Origin of the sequence: Bacteroides sp. 14(A) (assembly GCF_000526555.1) — a bacterium.
In the GTDB taxonomy this organism is placed as follows: Bacteria; Bacteroidota; Bacteroidia; order Bacteroidales; family Bacteroidaceae; genus Bacteroides; species Bacteroides cellulosilyticus.
Map to the genome: position 1 here is coordinate 274022 of NZ_JAGH01000001.1, position 21586 is coordinate 295607.

Genomic DNA, 21586 nt, shown 5'->3' on the forward strand with positions numbered 1-21586 from the left:
AAAGCACCACAGATTACACAGATTATCACAGATTATTTTTTTATCATTAATAATCATATTTATATCTGTGTAAATCTGTGTAATCTGTGGTGATTCCGGTACATCCTCAAACTAAAGCGATAATCAATGAAATCGAATCTAATTATGCTCTGCCTGCTTGGGTTGGCGAGTACTCTGAATGCCCAGGACCCTCGCGAGAGGCATTACTACTATGAAATACTTGATCCGAGGCATGAACCGAAACCCTTAGTGGAAGGTTTTGCCCGGGAACGGGTGACTGAGAATCTGAACCGTGGATTGACAGTAATCCCTGCCCGCGATGGCAAAGGTATTTATCTCAGTTGGCGGTTATTGGCATCGGATGCTCCCGGTACTGCATTTCATGTCTATCGGGAAGCTGACGGTAAAGCGCGTCGCCTAACTAAAAAGCCGCTTACACAGACTTGTGACTTTATGGATGTCACTCCTGCCGAAAAGGCGTCTTATTGGGTGGAAGCTCTGGTGAAAGGAAAGAAATCTGCCTTATCGGAGAAACGGGAAGTGATTCTTTCCGAATTGAAGCCTTATACTTCTATTCCATTGAAAGAGGGTGTGAAAGCCGGGAAGATCGCTTTAGCGGATTTGAACGGTGACGGTATTTATGACTATATCATCCGTACTCCCGAAACGAATGTTGACCCCGGTATGCCCGGAGATACAACCGGAAAGACATATAAAATATCAGCTTACCTGAGTGACGGAAGCTACCTCTGGACCTATGATATGGGACCGGGTATCGAACCGGGAATCTGGTATTCTCCTTTCATAGTATACGATTTCAATGGAGATGGGAAAGCTGAAGTTGCTATCAAGACTGCTGCTGATGACTATGTAAAGAATGAAAAAGGTCGTGTTTGTGGTGGCAGTGAATACCTCTCCGTGCTGGATGGCATGACCGGTAAAGAGATAGATCGCGTGGACTGGCCTGAACGGAACGACCGCTATGGAAATCTGATTCGCCAGAACCGTAACCAAATGGGGGTTGCTTATCTGGATGGAAAGACACCTTATATATTGGCTGCCCGCGGCACTTACAAACTGATGGTGGTAGATGCCTGGATGCTGAAAGACGGAAAACTGCAACGTGCCTGGCGCTGGGATGGGGATGAAGAAAATCCCATTGTGCGCAGTATGGGTGCGCACAGCATGGTGACGGCTGATGTGGACGGTGACGGACGGGATGAGATTCTGTTAGGCTCGTGTATGCTCGATGATAATGGTACGTTACTTTGGTCTTCCGGCTTGGGGCATAGTGACAAGGCTTATCTCTGCAAACTTCATCCTGATATGGAAGGTATGCAGGTGTTTATGGTGAGTGAGCCGAAGAAAGAGGATGGTCGCGGTGTTTCCGTGGTGGATGCAGCTACCGGCAAATTGATCTGGAAAATCGGGCAGACCACCTATCATGTAGGTGACGGTATGGTGGCCGATTTTGATTCTTCACATCCCGGTATGGAATGTTTTGCCAGTGAAGACCGTAAAGGTGGCAGCACGGATAAATACCTGCTCACTGCCGATGGCAAGAAAATAAACACTACAAATGCGGAAGTACCCGGTTGCCGTAATTGGATATGGTGGGATGCGGATCTGCTGCGTGAGACTTTTAAAGGAGATGATAACCGCTGGGGAGCTTCTTCATCTTCAGGTGGGCGCAAACAAAGCATCTGGAAATGGCAGGGAGAAGTGTTGACTGAAGGAATCGAAGGTGATATCTTGATGATAGCTGACTTGGAAGGTGATTGGCGTGAAGAACTGATTACTGCTTTGCCGGGAGAGTTGCGTATCTATCATACCAATATTCCGGCTCGCGACCGCCGCGTAACGCTGATGCAAGATCCGCTTTATCGTAGCTATGTGGCGCATCGCAGCATGGGATATCCGCAGGCGCCCGTACCTTCCTTCTATCTGGGAGAATAGAAATAAATATCTGATTATAAATAAAAAAAAACTAAGAATGACGAAACAATTGTATGTGATTGCAGCCGTGTGTCTGTGGTTGCTCAGTGCTTGCCAATCTTCAACGTATAAGTATGAAGCAGTATATAAAGACCTGCCTTTTGATATGCCAAGGGTAGAAGCACCGAAATTCCCCGATCGCAAGGTGAACCTTGCTGACTTTGGTGCAGTGGGTAATGGCGAAGAACTTTGTACGGCGGCTTTTGCCAAGGCTATTGATGCCTTGGCGGAAAAGGGGGGCGGACATTTGATTGTTCCTGCCGGTGTTTGGTTTACAGGTCCTATTGTCCTGAAAAGTAATATTGACCTGCACTTGGAAAAGGGTGCTGTTATCCTCTTTTCACCTGATGTAGACCTCTATCCATTGGTAGAGACTGTATTTGAAGGATTGGATACCCGCCGTTGCCAATCGCCTGTCTCCGGACGTAATCTGGAAAATGTAGCGATAACGGGAGAAGGTGCCATTGATGGTAACGGACATTATTGGCGTCCTCTGAAACGGGAGAAAGTAACAGAAGGTGTATGGAAACAGACTATCGCCCGGGGTGGGGTATATAAACGTCCCACCTACTGGTTCCCTTATCCGCAGACGTTGAAAGGGGATACTATCAGTAATATGAACGTTCCTCAGAATCTGAAAACCGAGGAAGAATGGCAGAGTGTGCGTCATTTTCTTCGTCCGGTGATGGTGAGCCTGATAGAGTGTAAGAATGTATGGTTGCAGGGTGTGATTTTCCAGAATTCACCGGCATGGAACCTGCATCCGTTGATGTGTGAGAATGTGTTGATAGAAGAAGTACAGGTTCGTAATCCGAGTTATGCGCAGAATGGTGATGGTCTGGATCTGGAATCTTGCAAGAATGCACTGATTGTGAACTCTACATTTGATGTGGGCGATGATGGTATTTGTCTGAAGAGTGGCAAAGACGAAGACGGTCGCCGCCGGGGACGTGTTTGTGAGAATGTGGTGGTAGATGGTTGTACAGTATTCAAAGGCCACGGTGGTTTTGTGGTTGGTAGTGAAATGAGTGGTGGTGTACGCAATGTCTCTGTCAGCAATTGTCAGTTCCTGGGGACGGATGTCGGTTTGCGTTTTAAGAGCAAGCGTGGGCGCGGAGGAGTTGTTGAGAATATCTGGATACGTAATATTGCCATGATGGATATCCCGACGGAGCCGATTACATTCAATCTTTATTATGGTGGCAAATCGGCTGTTGAAGTGTTGGAAAGTGGTGAGAAGGTACCTGCTAAAGTAGAACCGTTGCCAGTGGATGAAACTACACCTTGTTTCCGTAATATTCATGTGAAGAACCTGGTTTGCGCCGGAGCCCGCCGTGCTTTATTCTTCAATGGTATTCCTGAAATGCCGATTGATGGTATTGTGTTGGAAGATATAGATATTACTTCTAAATTGGGGGCTGAATTTATATATAGTAAGAATATCAGTATGAAGAATGTGAATATTCGTAATACGGAAGGAGAAAAGATAGTGACCCGTTATTGTGAAGGAGTGGAGGAGTAATTTGATCTCTGTGCACTCTCTGGTAAGAATATCAGAAACAGCACCTTTTCAATCAAAACTAATACAAAGTATAGGGGAGGTTTCCCCTATTTTTGTATCGTCAAATTATATTTAATATCATGAAACATTGCTTTTTTGCGGTTGATTTGGGAGCTACCAGCGGCCGTACCATATTGGGAACATTTACTCCGCAGGGATTGGAATTGCAGGATGTAAACCGCTTTCCTAACTATCTGATCGAAGTCGGTGGACATTACTACTGGGATATTTACGAATTGTATCGTCACATTTTGGAAGGCTTGAAACTAGCTGCCCACATGGATGATGTACAGATAACTTCTATCGGAATTGATACTTGGGGAGTGGATTTTGTGTGCGTAGGTAAAGACGGTGGATTGCTTCGCCAGCCCTATTCTTATCGTGATCCGCATACCATGGGTGCTCCTGAGACATTCTTCGCCCGTGTTCCCCGTAAGCAAGTTTATGGATGGACAGGTATTCAGGTCATGAATTTCAATTCACTTTTTCAATTAGATACCTTACGCCGTAATAAAGATAGTGCACTGGAAGCAGCTGATAAAATACTTTTCATGCCGGACGCCCTTAGTTACTTATTGACGGGGGAGATGGTGACAGAATATACCATTGCCACCACTGCGCAACTGGTGAATGCTGAAACGCGTCGTTTGGAACCGGCATTGTTAAAAGAAATCGGTTTGACGGAAGAGCATTTCGGCCGTTTTGTTTATCCGGGCGAAAAGGTAGGTGTATTGACTAAAGAAATACAAACGATCACTGGGTTGGGGGCAATTCCGGTGATTGCTGTTGCCGGGCATGATACGGCTTCGGCTGTGGCGGCTGTGCCGGCATTGGATCGTAACTTTGCTTATCTGAGTAGCGGCACATGGTCATTGATGGGGGTAGAGACGGATGCACCGGTTATTAATGAAGAAACCGAAGCTTTAAATTTTACGAATGAGGGCGGTGTTGCCGGAACCATTCGTTTACTCAAGAATATTTGTGGAATGTGGTTACTGGAACGCTGCCGTTGCGATTGGGAAGAAATCTCTTATCCCGAACTGATCGCCGAAGCGGAAGCCAGTGAACCGTTCCGTAGCCTGATAAATCCGGATGATGCTCTGTTTGCCAATCCGATGAATATGGAACAGGCAATCCGTACTTATTGTGCTGACCATCATCAGCCGATACCGGAGACCCGAGGGCAAGTGGTACGGTGTATCTTCGAAAGTCTGGCACTGCGCTATCGTCAGGTGCTGGAGAACCTGCGCGGTCTTTCTCCCCGTCCGGTAGAGGCCCTGCATGTTATCGGAGGAGGCAGCCGTAATGATTTATTAAATCAGTGGACAGCCAATGCAGTAGGTATACCAGTAGTGGCCGGTCCGTCAGAAGCGACAGCAATCGGTAATGTCATGATACAAGCCCTTACAGCGGGTGCGGCGAGTGACGTTGTTTCCATGCGTCAGCTCATCAACCGTTCCATTCCGTTGAAAACCTTCACCCCGGAAAATGTGGAAGTATGGAATGCTGCTTATCTGCACTTCTTGCAGTTAGCCTGATTTACCTTACCGCCTGAATAGAAAATACTTAATACTTAAAACTTTATAATTAAAACTAGTACCATCATGAAAGAAGAATTAATCCAGAGAGCCTATGAATTGGCAAAAGAACGTTATGCGGCTATTGGCGTAGATGTAGAAAAAGCAATGGATGCTTTGCAAAAGATTTCCCTCTCCCTGCACTGTTGGCAGGCAGATGATGTAGCCGGATTTGAAGCGCAGGGTGCGCTGACAGGAGGTATCCAGGCTACCGGAAACTATCCCGGCAAAGCTCGCAATATGGAAGAATTGAGACAAGACGTCTTGAAGGCAGCCAGCTATATTCCTGGAACTCATCGTTTGAATCTGCATGAAATCTATGGTGACTTCGGCGGTAAGTTCGTTGACCGCGACCAGGTGGAGCCGGCTCATTTTGAAAGCTGGATACAATGGGCGGCCGAAAACAATATGAAGCTGGACTTCAACTCTACCTCCTTCTCTCATCCGAAGAGTGGTAATCTTTCACTTGCTAATCCTGATAAAGGAATCCGTGATTTCTGGGTAGAGCACACAAAACGTTGCCGTGCTATTGCCGAGGAAATGGGTAAACGCCAGGGCGATCCTTGTATCATGAACCTGTGGGTGCATGATGGAAGTAAGGATATTACTGTAAACCGTATGTTATATCGCGAGTTACTGAAGGATTCTTTGGATCGTATCTTCGAGGTGGAATACAAGAATATGAAGGACTGTGTGGAATCTAAAGTATTCGGTATTGGTCTGGAGAGTTATACGGTAGGTTCCAACGATTTCTATATCGGTTATGGTGTGAGCCGTAATAAGATTGTTACGTTGGATACAGGTCACTTCCATCCGACAGAAAGCGTTGCCGACAAGTTGTCTTCATTGTTACTGTTTATTCCGGAAATCATGTTGCATGTGAGCCGTCCGGTACGTTGGGATTCTGACCATGTAACGATAATGAATGATGAGACGATGGATCTTTGCAAAGAAATCGTACGTTGTAATGCGTTAGATCGCGTGCATATCGGTTTGGACTATTTTGATGCTTCTATCAATCGTATCGGTGCGTATGTAGTAGGTAGCCGTGCTACACAGAAGTGTGTGTTGCAAGCTCTGTTGGAACCGCTGGATACATTGCGTAAATACGAGGCGAACGATCAGCTGTTTGAACGCCTTGCTCTGCTCGAAGAAGGAAAATCTCTGCCTTGGAATGCTGTTTGGGATATGTTCTGTCTGAAGAACGGTGTACCTGTAGGTGAGGAATTCATTACTGAGATACAGAAATACGAAGCAGACGTTACGTCGAAACGTAATTGAGGGATTAATGGTTAGTGACGAGTGTTTAGCGGAGAAAGCTGTATCTTTGTACGGTTCTTTGTGTTAAACACTCATCATTTATCACTAAACGTTATTATCATGAATACACTGATAGGATTGTTGATTATAGCTATCGGGAGCTTCGGACAGAGTAGTTCGTATGTACCCATTAACAAGGTGAAAAACTGGTCGTGGGAGAGTTTCTGGCTTGTACAGGGAATCTTTGCATGGCTTGTTTTCCCATTGTTAGGTGCGTTGCTTGCCATTCCGGCGGGAAGTTCGCTGATTGAACTTTGGGGGGCCGGAGGCGCTTTGCCTGCAATGGTTTACGGCGTTCTGTGGGGCGTGGGTGGACTGACATTCGGTTTGAGTATGCGCTATCTGGGTGTAGCACTCGGACAGAGTATTGCCCTCGGTACGTGCGCCGGTTTCGGAACACTTTTCCCAGCTTTGTTTGTCGGAAAAGACTTGCTTCATGGTGAAGGACTGATGTTGCTCATCGGCGTATGTATCACGTTGGCAGGTATTGCTATTATCGGATATGCCGGTAGTCTTCGTTCCAAGAATATGACGGAAGAGGAGAAACGCGCTGCCGTTAAGGATTTTGCTCTGACAAAGGGGCTGCTTGTGGCTCTGTTGGCAGGTGTGATGAGCGCTTGTTTCGCTCTCGGTCTGGATGCGGGAACACCGATAAAAGAGGCTGCTTTGGCTGGTGGAGTAGAAGCGCTCTATGCCGGATTACCTGTAATTTTCCTGGTAACTCTTGGAGGTTTCTGTACGAATGCCGCTTACTGTATTTGGCAGAATATCAAGAATAAGACGGGTAAGGAATATCTTTCTGTGAAAGGTTCGGTACTGACGAATAATCTGTTGTTCTGTGCGCTTGCAGGCGTATTGTGGTATTCCCAGTTCTTCGGCCTTGAAATGGGTAAGAGCTTCCTGACAGACAGTCCTGTACTACTTGCTTTCTCCTGGAGTATCCTGATGTCATTGAACGTAACGTTCAGCAATGTCTGGGGAATTCTGTTGAAGGAATGGAAAGGTGTCAGCAATACTACGATTGCGGTTCTTATTCTGGGGTTGGTAGTTCTGATATCTTCTATTATTGTGGTGGCAATGGCACAAGTGTAATAGTATATATAGCTACGAGTTACGAGTTACAAGTGCCTTTCGGTATGATAGCGCAGCAACTCGTAGCTTGTAGTTCGTAACCCGTAACTTAATTTATTATAATGAAATCAATTCTCGAAAACCGTCCGGCATTGACTTATGCAGTCAATCAAGTGGCAGAGGTTGCCGGATATCTCTGGCAAAAAGGGTGGGCCGAACGTAATGGCGGTAATATCACCCTGAATATTACTGAATTTGTAGACGATGAAATAAAAGCATTGCCTGCCATCAGCGAAGTGAAACAAATCGGTGCTACTCTTCCGTATCTGAAAGATTGCTATTTCTATTGCAAGGGCACCAATAAACGGATGCGCGATCTGGCCCGTTGGCCGATGGAGCACGGTTCTGTAATTCGTATTCTGGATGACTGTGCCAGCTATGTCATCATTGCCGATCATCCGGTGATGCCTACTTCCGAACTTCCTGCCCATCTTAGTGTGCACAATCGCTTGATTGAGAAAGGATCTCCCTATAAAGCTTCATTGCATACCCATCCTATCGAACTGATTGCTATGACGCATTGCAAGAAATTCCTGGAGAAAGATGTGGCTACCAATTTACTTTGGAGTATGATTCCTGAAACAAAGGCTTTCTGTCCGCGTGGTTTAGGCATCATTCCTTACGAACTGCCAAGCTCCGTGAAACTGGCGGAAGCAACTATTGAACAACTTGAAGATTATGACGTGGCTATGTGGGAAAAGCATGGTGTTTTTGCTGTAGATGTGGATGTTATGTCTGCTTTCGATCAGGTAGATGTATTGAATAAATCTGCCTTGATTTATATTGCTGCCAAAAACATGGGCTTTGAGCCTGATGGTATGAGTCAGGAGCAAATGCAGGAAATGACTCGCGCATTTAATCTTCCTAAATGATAATCAAGTACTTAAACAAATATCATGAAACGAACATTCTTTTCCCTCGCCCTGCTGTTGGCAGTGGCAACCCTTACCGCCCAAACTAAGATGACGGCAAGAGAAGCTGCCGTAAAGATTGCAGACCGCATTCTTGCCAGCACTACATACGAGTTCAAGAATACGAAGACTGGTGAGATATATAAGTCCGTCAAGAAGTTACCTCTTGATATGGATGTAAAGGTTGCTTGCAAGTATAATAACTGGCACTATACCAATGGGGTAACAAACATGGCTTTGATGGAACTGGGTGATAAGCTCGGTGATAAGAAGTATGAGAAATATGTTTTGAAGAATATGAACTTCGTATTCAACGAAGGTAACCTTGATTTCTTCCGTAAACAATATGATGAAGCTTTTAAGCGGGATGGTTGGAATGCTGTCCGCAAATTGAGTTGGCACATGATCTTCCGTGGCAAACGTCTGGACGATAATGGACCGATGGGAGCCAGTTTGATAGAGTTGCAGTTGAAGTATCCTAATGATTCATTTCTGGGTTACATTAATGAGACTGCCGAACATCTGAATTATGGTGAACCTCGTCTGGTTGATGGTACCATTGCCCGCATCTGGCCACACGTTAATACTATCTGGGCGGACGATGCGTTCATGGCAATTTCTTTTTTGGCACGTATGGGTAAGTTGACCGGTGATGAGAAGTATTTCAATGATGCCGCTAATCAGGTATTGAATTATAATCGCTATCTCTGGTGTCCTGAAAAGCAGATTTATTATCACTGTTATCATACAGACAATAAGGAACATGGAGTAGCTCACTGGAGCCGTGCCAACGGCTGGGTGTTTATGGCACAAGCTGATTTGCTCAGTATGATGCCGAAAGATCATCCGATGCGTGAAGCGGTTATTGAAAATTTCCGCCAGCAAGCCAGTGGTGTAGCACGCTATCAAGGTAAGAACGGACTTTGGCATCAATTGCTGGATAAGGAAGATTCTTATGAAGAAATCACTGGTACCGCTATGTTTGTGTTCGGTATTGCCCGTGGTGTGAAGGAGGGTTGGTTGCATCCGGACTTTATCTATGTGGCTGAACAAGGTTTGAAGGGTATGATGAAAAAAATCTCAGATGATGGTGATGTAACTTCTATTTGTGTAGGAACCGGCATTATGCCTTCTGTGGCATACTATTACAACCGTCCTACCCAGGAGAACGATCCTATGGGTGAAGGCCCTGTACTCCGTGCACTTATCGAGATGATAGATGCACCTAAGTATACAGAAATCAAGGCCGAACAACAATATGATAAGATTGTCGTAAAGAAATAGACTCTTTCTCTTTATTCGTATTTATTAGTCCGCTCCGGTATATTTTTAGAATTAACCCGGAGCGGACATTTTTTTATTCGCAAATAATTTCTATTTTTGCCCTTACCTATCCTATCCTGTAAAAACACGTATTATGACTAAGAACTATAATGATTTAGGGGTTGAATTTAAGTACTTGATTGTAAATGACATGGACCAGAAATTCGGTCTGTGGGTAAATACTGTAGGCTTTCAGTCTATCCAGCCGAATTCTCCCTATCCCTTGAAGGATCATCCTTCTGGTTACTTCTTCAATGCTCAAAAAGGACGTGTTTTACGTGAGTATCAGCTGGTTTACATAACTAAAGGTCGAGGATTATTTACCTCTGAGACCACTCCTGAGAAGCAAGTTTGTAAGGGAAGGCTCATGGTGCTGTTTCCCGGACAGTGGCACACATACCACCCATACCAGCAGACAGGATGGAATGAATACTACATTGGTTTTGAAGGACCGGTCATAGATGATATGTTGAAAGGTGGTTTCCTTTCTAAAGATAATCAAGTATTAGAGGTAGGATTGAATGAGGAATTAGTTACTCTTTTCTCGCGTGCATTGGAAATTGCTGAAGCTGATAAGATTTCTTCTCAGCAATATCTTTCTGGTATTGTGTTGCATATGATAGGAATGATCCTTTCCATTTCTAAGAATAAGATTTTTGAGGTCGGTGATGTTGATCAAAAGATTGAACAAGCGAAAATCATTATGAATGAAAATGTGTTCAAAGATATTGATCCGGAAGAATTGGCTATGAAACTGAATATTAGCTATTCCTGGTTTCGCAAGGTTTTTAAGGATTATACGGGATATGCACCTGCCAAATATTTTCAGGAATTGAAACTCCGTAAAGCAAAGCAGTTGTTAGTAGGTACATCCCAGTCTGTCAAGGAAATATCTTTTATGCTCGATTATAAATCCACTGAGCATTTCTTCTCTCTTTTCAAAAAACGTACTGGATTTACCCCCTTGGAATATAGATCTTTTGGGCGTGAAACCAATGTAGAAGAAGAGGACTTATTGTAAAATCAAAACGTTTAGTCTTAGATCAAAATCATTATTAATCCTTTGTGAATCTGTTGATTTAGCTTCTGAAGTGCTTTTCTTTTCATGAATAAAATCAAAAGCAAAAGTGTTTCGGTCAAAATTCGCATTTTATATAGACGTAAGAGTTTCTATTTTTGCTGACACAAGTTCTGTGTCCGATAACGGTCATGGTGTAATTTGTTAGGCTTGAATTTATTTATTAATCAATTATATTAATAATCTATGAGAATCTTACACAAAAATCTGTGCTTATTAATGCTCATATTAATAAGCTGTCCTCTAAGCATTTTAGCTCAGAACAAAACGATTACCGGTACCGTCAGGGATGCAATTGACGTGGTAATCGGTGCTTCTGTTACGGTGAAAGGTAATAGTTCTGTCGGTACAATTACTGATATGGATGGTAACTTTAAACTCTCTGTGCCAGCTTCTGCCAAGGAGTTGATAGTCTCTTTTATCGGTTATGACAACCATACGGTGATAATCGGTAACAAAACGCATTTTGACATTACATTGAAAGAATCCAGTGTGATGTTGGAAGAAGTTGTTGCTATTGGTTATGCAAAGGTGAAGCGCAAAGATTTGACGGGGTCTACCTCTTCTGTTTCAAGCAGTGAGTTAGCAGCTGTTCCGGCAATAACAGCTGCTCAGGCTTTGCAGGGTAAGGCGGCAGGTGTGAACATCGTCACAAAAAGTGGTGCACCTGGTGCTGGTATTAATATCACTGTCCGTGGTGGTACTTCTATTACTCAGAGCACGGAACCTCTTTATATTGTAGATGGTTTTGAAATGAGTGATGCTTTGACCAATATTGATGTGAATGATATTGAAAGCATTGATATTTTGAAAGATGCATCGGCCACTGCTATCTATGGTTCACGTGGTTCTAACGGTATTGTGTTAATTACGACAAAGTCCGGTAAGAAAGGAAAGACACAGATAACTTATAATACTTACTTCTCTTTTGACAAACTTTCCAAAAAACTGGATATGATGTCTAATGCTGAGGATTTTGTGAAGTATCAATATGAGATGGCAGAACTGCAAGGTAAAACAGCAGTGTGGAGTAATGTATTTGATAATGGAAAAGGTATTGATGCCAGTGATTTTTATTCAGGAGTTTATGGACGTATCAATAGCCAATATGGAGATGCTTATGGCATCGACTGGCAAGATGAAGTATTTGGAGGTTCAGCCCTGACACAAAATCATAATGTCAATGTTTCTACTGGAACTGAAAAGACCCAGGTGATGTTGAGTTATAATTATAGTGATCAGGAAGGTTTGCTTGCTAATCATGGTATAAAGAAGAATTCAATCCGTGCGAAGGTTAATACGGAACTTTATAAAGGGGTTCGTTTTGATCTTAACACAATGTTTTCAGGCAATTCGACAGATGGTGGTGGCGCTTATTCCGGAATGAAGAATGTACTTCTTCAGCCTATTAATGGAGGAAGCATGTTTACCCGTGATGATTTGCTCTATACGCAGACTTATCCGGACTTCTCGGGACTTGATGCTTCTTTTGATACTGCTAATCCGATTGTACAGAATGATGCTTCTACTTCGAATAAACGTTCCAAATTATATACGGTAAATGCAGGTCTGGAATTTGACTTCCTGAAACATTTTACTTGGAGAACAGCAGGTAGTTATACATGGTCGCATAGTAAATCTACTTCTTTTGCCGATGAGAATTCTACTTCCTATATAATGGATCCCAGTAATACTGGTATAAACGGTAGTATCAGTAATTCAGAGTCATATAAATGGCAAGTAACCAATACCTTGAATTACAGCCAGACTTTTGCCAAGAAACACAAGGTAAATGTTCTTATGGGTCATGAAGTTACTTATTCAGAAAGTGAGAGTGATAAGATGACACTTATCAAGTTCCCTTATCCAAATCATGGACTGGATAATATTACTGATGCAACAGTTAAGGAACAATCAACGAGCCATAAAAACAGTGGTATTGTTTCGGCTTTTGCACGTTTTAATTATACATTTGACGAACGTTATTTATTAACAGCTACAGTTCGCGGTGATGGAGCAACTAATTTTGCCAAAGGAAACAAGTGGGGAGTATTCCCTTCCGTATCTGGTGCATGGCGTATTTCAGAAGAAAATTTCTGGAAGAACAGTAAATTGATGAATGTAGTTAATAGTTTAAAGCTTCGTGTTGGTTATGGTGTGACTGGTAATAATGCTATTGGTAGTAGTAAATATACCACTAACTATTCACAAACCACTTACCCTATGGGTAATAATGAGAATAATTCAGCTTATGTTGTAGGTACTACATTGGGTAATAAGGATTTGAAATGGGAGACTTTACATGCAACGAATATTGGTCTGGATATATCGTTGTTTAACAGTCGCGTGAATTTGACTGCTGAATGGTATAATAACCAAATCAGTGACTTGTTGATGAATTGTGTTATTCCGTCTTCAACGGGTTACTCAAGTCAGTATCAGAATGTTGGTGAAATGCGTAACCGTGGATGGGAAATCACTCTTAATACGGTGAACATCAACACGAAGAACTTCCGTTGGACTACTGACCTGAATCTTGCTTTCAACAGTTCTAAAGTTTTGGCTCTAGAAGGAGTAGAAGATCATAAGACGTTTGCAGCTGGTAGTAACCGTTCGGGTACGTTAACCTATTATGCTGTGGTAGGTGAAGCATTGGGTGATATGTATGGATACGTATATGACGGCATTTATACTACTGATGATTTTACTCAGGGAGAAGATGGTTCTTTCATTTTGCGTGATGGTGTTGTGAAACCTTTTGATGGAACACCCCAGCCTGGTGATATAAAGTTTGCAGCTGACAATGAAGCTGGCGATCAGTTTACGAGACAATATGTGAAAATAGGTAACGGTACTCCTGATTGCATTGGAGGTTTCAACAATACTTTCTCTTTCTATGGTTTTGACTTGAGTGTATTCATGAAATTCTCTATTGGAAATGATGTGTATAATGCAACAAAGCACAGTATGAGTCCTTATGCTCTCTATCAGAATGTTCCGGCTGAATTTGGCAATAATTATTATCGTTTGGTTGATCCTGCAACAGGAAAGAAAGCCACTACGCTGGCACGTCTTAAAGAGTTGAATCCTAATGAATCACTGCGTAAATGGAGTTTGAATACAACCAACTCAAGTTATATTACTTATCCTTCTTCTTATTATGTAGAGGATGGTTCTTATTTGCGTATTGCACAGCTGACATTGGGCTATACATTCCCTAAGAAGTGGTTGCAAAAGATAATGATATCTAATGCACGCGTCTATTTTACCGCTAACAATCTGGCTACTATTACCGGTTATTCGGGTTATGACCCTGAAGTATCGTCAGCTAATGATAACGTGGTTTGTACACCGGGCTATGATAGTTCTACTTATCCTCGTTCAAGAAGTTATGTTGTTGGTCTTAACTTAACATTCTAAATAAAGATTTATCATGAAAAAAATATCAATCATATTGGCTGGCATACAAAAGACATTTATTGCTTTGGCCATAGTATCTTTCTCTTTCGGAATATCTTCTTGCCAGGACTGGCTTGAAATGCCAGATTTAACGGCAGAAGATTCAGACTTCGTTTTTGAAAACGAGTATAAAGCTGACATGTTTGTACAAGGTTGCTATCGTGGCTTGATTCACTCAGAAATGTTTTACCAATTGGGCATGGGAGAAACAGTGATGCATGCCAGTGAAGATGGTACTACAAATAACTCGAAATATATGATTTGTAACTATAAGTATGATCCGACCATGCCGGCTACGGTCACTACTATTTTTAAGGAACAATATCGTATCATCGAATCTACAAATATCGGTATCAGTCAACTGAGTAATATGCCGGAAACGAGCAAACGCAATGCTTTAATGGGTGAATTGCTTGCTATTCGTGCGTTTTGTTATCATAATCTTATCCGTATATATGGTGATGTACCTTCCATATTTCAACCCTTGGAAGAGATGGATCCGTCGGATGAAAACACCTTTTATCCTAAACGTTCACCTCGGGATGGAATCTACGATAAAATTGTAGCTGACCTTCAGCAGGCAGTAGAATACTTGCCTTGGTACAGTGAAAGTGGTTATGGTACTCCTGAACGTTTATCCAAACAAGGTGCTTATGCATTGCTGGCTCGCGTAGCTCTTTATGCAGGAGGATATTCATTGCGTTGGAATTTCGAAACCAATGATCCGAGTACTCTCCAGATGGCTCGGCGTAGTGATGATGCTAAGGTAAAGGAGTTTTATCAGATTGCTGATGATGCATGTAAGGCAATTATCAATCGTAGCGAACACTCTCTGGTTAAAGCACAAAATAATATGACTGGTTTTCAGTACCTATGGTATAATTATTGTCAACGTAATTTCTCCGCAACCAGTGGTGAAATGATTTGGGAACTTGCCCAATATGGTACTACCACTAACTCTAATTTTGGTGTATATGCACATCCGGGTTCAAGAGGTGGTACGTATGGTTCGCGTAAGGCCATGCAGTTCATGTTGCCTACCTACTATTTGTCATTTGATGAGAACGATACCCGCCGTGATGTTTCTTGTACATCTTATAGTGTTTATTTTCTGAATAAAGGTGCCGCTGGCGACACATGGGTAGATGTCGGTACTACTTACTCTTGTATCATGCCGGGTAAGTTCCGTATTTCATGGTGTGTAGAACCGGCAGGAGCATCACAACGTAACTTGAATATTCCTGTTATGCGCTATGCAGATGTATTGCTTATGTATGCTGAAACTCAGAACTATTTGAATAATGGACCGACTCAAGCCGCTAAAGATGCTTTGAAAGAAGTTCGCGAACGTGCCGGTATTGGCTCTATGGAAATACCTACTGGACAACAGGAATTTGAGGACGCTATTGTTCAGGAACGTAAGTGGGAATTTGCTGGTGAGTTTACATTACGTAGCGATTTAACTCGTATGAACAGGCTGGCTGATGAGTTGGCTACTTGTAAACAGGCGATGAAAGATCTTTCTGATCGCAGAAATGAGTATGCGGATGTGTCGGTATATCGTTTGTATAAGTTCCAGGTAGATGCTCAGGCTTATGGTGATAAATTCCTGGCCTTAGATTATATTGATCTGACAGATGCTAATGAAATAGCTTTGGTTAAAGCTGTGCCTACTAATTCTGCTGAGTATGATGCTTTCCAGGAAACATTGGCAGACATTGTGAAAGCACACGGTATAACTATGGCCGATGGAGATAAATGGTATCCCGTCAATATGTTCGAAGCCTATACAAGTACTTATAATGGTAACGCACGTAAGGCAGTAGGATTTACCAATGGTTATAATGCTTTGCAGATAGGTAATATTATCTATACGAAACCGACCGGTTCTGCGGAAAATGGTGGTACTTATCCGAACTGGATTGAGGCTGCAGATGGTAGTGACGGCTTGTATTATGGTTTTGAGAAAAACAAATGTGAATTATTACCTTTTGCTGCTAAGTCTTCCGGACATCCGATGATTGACAATCCTAACCTGACACAACATCCAGGCTACTTACAAAGCGGTGAATAACCACTCTTTGACATACTTTTAATGTCTATAGCCTTAAATTCGCAGAGGTGTTTATCCTGCAATAGGTAATCGACTTTACGAATTTAAGGCTATATCTTTTCAATCTTTCTCGTAATTTATTTCAACTATTAAAAGATTGGCTTTTGTCCTTCCGGACAGAGGCAGCAATCTTTATTGCTTTTAACGAACAACAAAATGTTTACCTGTATAAATCAACCTAAAAATGAAAACTACTCTATTTAATTTCTTTAAGAATGCCGGGGTTTTACTCCTTATTGCAACATTAGGAATGAGTTGCAGTGATAATGATATTGAAGTTATTATAAAGAAAGGCAGCGACGGTCCTTTCCCTGATTATGGTAAAGTTTTGGCCTTTCCCGGTGCTGAAGGTTATGGAGCCGGGGCAACAGGAGGTCGTGGTGGTGACGTTTACCATGTTACTACTTTGGAAGACAACGGAGAAGAAGGCTCATTGCGTGCTGCAGTAAGTAAACCCGACCGGATAATTGTATTCGATGTTGCAGGTATTATCAACCTGAAAGAGGCACTTGTATTTTCCAAGAATCTGACTATTGCAGCTCAAACAGCTCCTGGAGATGGTGTAGTCCTTTATGGTAACCGCGTTTCGTTTACTGGAGCCAGTAATCTGATTTGTCGTTACTTGCGTATCCGTATGGGAACGAATGGGCCTGATGGAAAAGACGCTGCCGGAATAGCAAATGGTGAAAATATGATTTTCGATCATTTATCTGTTACTTGGGGACGTGATGAAAACTTCTCCATCAACTGGGATAGTAAAGGAACACTTCCACGCAATATTACCATTCAGAATTCAATTCTTGGTCAGGGATTACAAAATCATTCTTGCGGTGGTTTGATTCAAACAGATACAGAATCAGGCATTACCCTTTTCCGTAATCTTTATACTGATAATAAAACACGTAATCCGAAAGTGAAAGGTCTGAATCAGTTTGTAAACAATGTGGTTTATAACTGGGGAAGTGGTGCCGCTTATAATATGGGCGGTGATTCGTCCGGTCAGTCGGAAACAACTATTGAGGATAACTACTTCATTGTAGGGCCTGTGGACAACTGGCAGAATGTAAGACAAGAAGATAACTCTATTAAGGTGGAAAAAGTTCCGATGGGTCCTACTCCGCCGTTTCTGGGAGGTAATGCCGACTTTAGAGCTTATTATAAAGGAAATTATTATGATAATGATAAGGATGGTTCGCTCAATGGTTTTGAACTGACGCAAGCCAACTGGGCCGAATATTGCAAAGGGGAACCTACTTTCCTGAGTGCGCCTTCGGATAAACATCCTGCTATTAGCCAGCAAACATCTGCAACAGAAGCCTATAACTGGATTGTAAAGAATGTAGGTGCCAGTCTTCCGGTTCGTGACGAAGTGGACCAATATCTGATTGATGAGCTGACTTCACTGGGTAAAAAGGGAACGATTATTCAGAATGAACAAGATGTACAGCAGTTTTCATTGGGAGGTGTAGGTACTATTCAAAACGGGGAGAAACCTTTGGATAGCGACAATGACGGTATGCCTGATGAATTTGAAGACAAATATGGCTTGGATAAGAATGACCCCTCTGATGCTGCAAAGATAGCAAACAACGGTTATACGAATATCGAAAACTATATCTTTACACTTGATGCTAAACTTAATAATTAACTCTTAAACATAAGGAGAAGGAACAGTATGAAAACACTGATAAAATATCTCGTTGCTGCATTAGTGGTAATTATGGTTAGTTGTGACGATACCGAACAATTAATTTATGAACAGCCCAATTCGTTTACTTTAACCCTTAATCAGGAAGATGAATTGAAGGTAGAAATCCAGACCGGAGAAAAAATAGGCATCAATGGAACGGAATACTCTGTATTGTCGAATGCATGCGTTAGTATGTACGATGTTCCTGTTGCCAATCAATATCTGATTTATTATCCTGCTAATGCCCAACTTTCGGGTAATAATCTGGATTATTCTTTACCGACGGTTCAGACTTATACACAAGGTGCGATAGACCAGTCCGCTTGTCCGCTTTATTGCCTAACGGATAATGACGGTTTGAATAATATGAAAATGAATGCAGCCTGTGGAGGATTGAAACTGATAGTTCCGGCTAATGAAGATTTTGCTTCTCTTACCTCCGTTACTTTTGAGTCCAAGAACGATATGCTTGCGGGAGATGTACGTGTAGATGCAACGACGGGACAGGTTACTTTCCTGGAGAATACATCTAAAACACTTATGTTGAAAGGCGATATAAACATATCCGAAGGTCAGGAACTGTATCTTGCCCTTCCGCCGATGGCATTGAGCAGTACGTTGGATATAACACTTGTTTCTCCTAAAGGAATGGGGACTTGCTCTGTAGACTTGAACGGAAAGAGCATTGAACGCGGTAAAGTACTTTCTGTTGCTTTAGAGAGCATTGAATGGGTATCGGTGACCAATTATTATGGTAAGGCCAATTCAATCATAGTGGCTCCCGGTACAACTTCAGTAACTGTTGATTGTACTCCTTACTATACTACCAGTCTGAAGTACACTTACGAGAATCATGCTTCGGACGATAGCCGATTAGCTCGTTCTGCCAAATTACTTTGGAATGATGTTTCTACCGATTTTATAAGCAATGTGTCATTATCTTCCGACCGTAAATCTTTTACAGCTACTTTGAATGGGCAACCGGGTAATGCGGTTGTCGCTATTTATGACATGGAAGATCCTGATGCAGAAGATGCTACTATTCTCTGGTCTTATCATATTTGGGTAACTGATGTTGCAGATCAGCCTTTCGGAGTAAATAGCAAAGGCAATAGTTATACAGTTATGGATCGTAATCTGGGTGCTGTTTCTGTTACTCCGGGTGATGCGGGAGCCATAGGGTTACTTTATCAATGGGGGCGTAAGGACCCGTTTGTAACAACCTGTGAAATAGGAAAGAATACTGAAGCTGAGATGTATGACCAGAGTGGGGTAGTTAGCCTGAAAATAGAAAGTGGTAGTGAAGAAAGAGGTACGGTGGCCTATTCTGTCCGGAATCCGGCTACGTATATTAAGTATTCACGTTCCAAGAGTAATGTTTCCACCCCACCTTACTATTATTCATATGACTGGCTCTATTGGGGTGATAATGCTCTCTGGGGAAATCCCGAAGGATATGATTATCCGTCAGTTGCTTCTATTCAGAAATCTGTATACGATCCTTGTCCTGAAGGTTATATGGTTGCACCACGTGATACATGGTTGAATTCATCTTCTTCTACATCCGGCATTGAGGCGAGTGTTTTTCTCTCTACCTCTAATTGGGATGCGGAGAATTTAGGTTACTCTTTAAATTATAATGGACAGGAGTTGTGGTATCCGCTTGGTGGCTTACGTAATCGTAAAACAGGGAAACTTCAGGATGCGGAGAAATCCGGTTACTATTGGCAAAGTACAGCCTCCGCATCCAATGGGGCAGATGCAAGTTACATGAACGTGGGCAAGGATAAGGTAGATACGGCAGGGAAGAATAGCCGTGCCAATGCCTTCTCCGTGCGTTGTGTAAAAGTAGATTAATTTTATATATAGAAAAACATGAGAGTGAATCAGAGAATGTTTTCTTTTAATTCAAGCTTTGGAAAGAGTCTCCTTCTTGTGGTAAATTGTTTGTTTTCCTGTTGGGCATTTGCTCAGGAAGATACATATATTGCACCGCAAGAACAAATAGAGTGGGCTAAACAGTTCTCTGGCGTTAGCGGACCGGGAATGCCTGTAGAGGGAGATGGTCGTGGAGGCTGGAGAAGTGGTACTGAAGGAGTTGTATACTATGGTAATCATCCCCGTCCGGAATATCAGGAAGGAAATCTCCGGATGTGTACGGGTTCAGCTGTGGAAAAAGGATTGGTACCTCCCATTAAGCCTGCGTGGGAACTACATTTGCGTGATGGAGTTGTAACTTTGGGTGGCGATGGAAATTACTATCTTACAGGTTCCTCCGGTGATAATATTTGGGCTTGGGCTGAGGGTATAGAACTGTGGAAATCTGCGGATTTGCATAATTGGGAGTATTTAGGTCTGGTTTGGGATATTGATAAGGAAGCGGACGATTGGGTGAAAGCATGGCGTAAGCACCCGAAACGTGCAGTTCGTGCTGTTTGGGCACCTGAAATTCATTACATCAAAGGCAATTATTTCATCTGTTTCAGCATGTGCCCGGATGGGATTGGAATATTGAAAAGTAGTACAGGCAAGCCGGAAGGGCCTTACGTAAACGCTTTTACTATTGATCGTCCCATTGTTGAGGGAATTGACGCCACTTTATTCGAGGATGAGGATGGTAAAGTCTATTTCACATACGGGAAGGCAACTGAGATTGCTCTGTTGAAAGATGATATGAGTGGCCTGGCTGAACCCTTTCGTAAGGTTGTCCTGACTGAACCGGATCATAATCCGGACCATCATGCTAAGAAGTGTGTAGGTCGTGGTATGAATGATCTGGGACATGAGGGCGCGGTATTGTTCAAGCGGAATGGGAAATACTATCTGGGAGCGGCTGACAATTATGAAGGAAGATATTCTACTTGTTTGGCAATTTCTGATAATGTTTACGGACCCTATCAAAAACGCCATGAATCGATACCTTGCGGTGGTGGCACCGGATTCTTTAAAGATAAAGAAGGTAATTGGTGGTGCAGCTATTTCGGCAATGACAGCCAATCTCATTTCCGGGAGAAAATCGGATTTATCCGTGCTGACTTTACTTCTGATGGTCTGGTTTATCCAGCGAAAGAACAACCTTTTGTAGATAAGAAAGACCGGGGAACATGGGAGAATAGTTGGAATAAGATTTGGAAAGAAAAATAAATAGGGGTAATAAGGTTAGTTAGTGGATGAAGAGGTGGATGCTCATTATGAGTATGCCGCCTCTTTTTTTGTAAAGAACTATGATTGGATTCTTTTGTGTTAATGCAATATACCTATTAATAGCGATTGCGGCGTATACTCCTATCTGATATTCCGATTGGAAATTTACCTGCATATAGCGATTGTTTTGCCTCCCTTTTATAAAGACCTTTGCAGCGATTTATTAATCGTATAAAACTCTTTGTAAATTGAAAGCAAATATAATAAAACTCTCCGTTCTCGTT

Annotated in this window: 13 protein-coding genes; all 13 read left to right on the forward strand. The window is 42.5% G+C overall.

Going from position 1 to position 21586, the window contains the following annotated elements:
- The first annotated feature begins 126 nt into the window (after positions 1-126).
- The 13 genes from K429_RS0100975 (at position 127) to K429_RS0101035 (ending at position 21302) form a co-directional block, all read left to right on the forward strand.
- Positions 127-1956, forward strand: coding sequence for a silent information regulator protein Sir2 (locus K429_RS0100975; RefSeq protein ID WP_025725751.1), 1830 nt, complete (start codon positions 127-129; stop codon positions 1954-1956).
- Between the two features lie 37 nt (positions 1957-1993).
- Complete coding sequence (locus K429_RS0100980) at positions 1994-3517, forward strand: glycoside hydrolase family 28 protein (protein WP_022209528.1); 1524 nt, start codon at positions 1994-1996, stop codon at positions 3515-3517.
- A 119-nt stretch (positions 3518-3636) separates the two neighbouring features.
- Entirely contained in the window at positions 3637-5094 is a 1458-nt protein-coding gene (locus K429_RS0100985; RefSeq protein ID WP_025725752.1) for a rhamnulokinase family protein, read from the forward strand.
- A gap of 66 nt (positions 5095-5160) precedes the next feature.
- Positions 5161-6414, forward strand: a complete 1254-nt coding sequence (locus K429_RS0100990; RefSeq protein WP_007210555.1) for an L-rhamnose isomerase — start codon at positions 5161-5163, stop codon at positions 6412-6414.
- A 99-nt stretch (positions 6415-6513) separates the two neighbouring features.
- Complete coding sequence (gene rhaT / locus K429_RS0100995) at positions 6514-7545, forward strand: L-rhamnose/proton symporter RhaT (protein ID WP_025725753.1); 1032 nt, start codon at positions 6514-6516, stop codon at positions 7543-7545.
- A gap of 101 nt (positions 7546-7646) precedes the next feature.
- Positions 7647-8456, forward strand: a complete 810-nt coding sequence (gene rhaD / locus K429_RS0101000; protein ID WP_007210553.1) for a rhamnulose-1-phosphate aldolase — start codon at positions 7647-7649, stop codon at positions 8454-8456.
- Positions 8457-8480: 24 nt separating this feature from the next.
- A complete protein-coding gene (locus K429_RS0101005; RefSeq protein WP_025725754.1) occupies positions 8481-9779 on the forward strand; it encodes a glycoside hydrolase family 105 protein in 1299 nt (432 codons plus the stop codon).
- 133 nt (positions 9780-9912) lie between these two features.
- Entirely contained in the window at positions 9913-10839 is a 927-nt protein-coding gene (locus tag K429_RS0101010) for an AraC family transcriptional regulator (RefSeq protein ID WP_007217109.1), read from the forward strand.
- A gap of 243 nt (positions 10840-11082) precedes the next feature.
- Positions 11083-14316 carry a TonB-dependent receptor gene (locus tag K429_RS0101015; RefSeq protein WP_025725755.1) on the forward strand — a complete coding sequence of 1078 codons (3234 nt, stop codon included), beginning with the start codon at positions 11083-11085 and terminating at the stop codon, positions 14314-14316.
- Between the two features lie 13 nt (positions 14317-14329).
- Positions 14330-16429 (forward strand): RagB/SusD family nutrient uptake outer membrane protein, encoded by a 2100-nt coding sequence (locus K429_RS0101020; RefSeq protein WP_025725756.1) that lies wholly within the window; start codon positions 14330-14332, stop codon positions 16427-16429.
- 223 nt (positions 16430-16652) lie between these two features.
- On the forward strand, positions 16653-18116 hold the full coding sequence (locus K429_RS0101025) for a pectate lyase (protein WP_025725757.1): 1464 nt from the start codon (positions 16653-16655) through the stop codon (positions 18114-18116).
- A gap of 27 nt (positions 18117-18143) precedes the next feature.
- Entirely contained in the window at positions 18144-20015 is a 1872-nt protein-coding gene (locus K429_RS0101030) for an FISUMP domain-containing protein (RefSeq protein WP_025725758.1), read from the forward strand.
- Positions 20016-20093: 78 nt separating this feature from the next.
- A complete protein-coding gene (locus tag K429_RS0101035) occupies positions 20094-21302 on the forward strand; it encodes a family 43 glycosylhydrolase (RefSeq protein WP_197031225.1) in 1209 nt (402 codons plus the stop codon).
- The last annotated feature ends 284 nt before the right edge of the window (positions 21303-21586 follow it).

Excerpts from the sequence above, each read along its gene's own strand:
- K429_RS0100975 (WP_025725751.1), top strand. The coding sequence starts at position 127 with ATGAAATCGAATCTAATTATGCTCTGCCTGCTTGGGTTGGCGAGTACT.
- K429_RS0100980 (WP_022209528.1), top strand. The coding sequence starts at position 1,994 with ATGACGAAACAATTGTATGTGATTGCAGCCGTGTGTCTGTGGTTGCTC.
- K429_RS0100985 (WP_025725752.1), top strand. The coding sequence starts at position 3,637 with ATGAAACATTGCTTTTTTGCGGTTGATTTGGGAGCTACCAGCGGCCGT.
- K429_RS0100990 (WP_007210555.1), top strand. The coding sequence starts at position 5,161 with ATGAAAGAAGAATTAATCCAGAGAGCCTATGAATTGGCAAAAGAACGT.
- rhaT (WP_025725753.1), top strand. The coding sequence starts at position 6,514 with ATGAATACACTGATAGGATTGTTGATTATAGCTATCGGGAGCTTCGGA.
- rhaD (WP_007210553.1), top strand. The coding sequence starts at position 7,647 with ATGAAATCAATTCTCGAAAACCGTCCGGCATTGACTTATGCAGTCAAT.
- K429_RS0101005 (WP_025725754.1), top strand. The coding sequence starts at position 8,481 with ATGAAACGAACATTCTTTTCCCTCGCCCTGCTGTTGGCAGTGGCAACC.
- K429_RS0101010 (WP_007217109.1), top strand. The coding sequence starts at position 9,913 with ATGACTAAGAACTATAATGATTTAGGGGTTGAATTTAAGTACTTGATT.
- K429_RS0101015 (WP_025725755.1), top strand. The coding sequence starts at position 11,083 with ATGAGAATCTTACACAAAAATCTGTGCTTATTAATGCTCATATTAATA.
- K429_RS0101020 (WP_025725756.1), top strand. The coding sequence starts at position 14,330 with ATGAAAAAAATATCAATCATATTGGCTGGCATACAAAAGACATTTATT.
- K429_RS0101025 (WP_025725757.1), top strand. The coding sequence starts at position 16,653 with ATGAAAACTACTCTATTTAATTTCTTTAAGAATGCCGGGGTTTTACTC.
- K429_RS0101030 (WP_025725758.1), top strand. The coding sequence starts at position 18,144 with ATGAAAACACTGATAAAATATCTCGTTGCTGCATTAGTGGTAATTATG.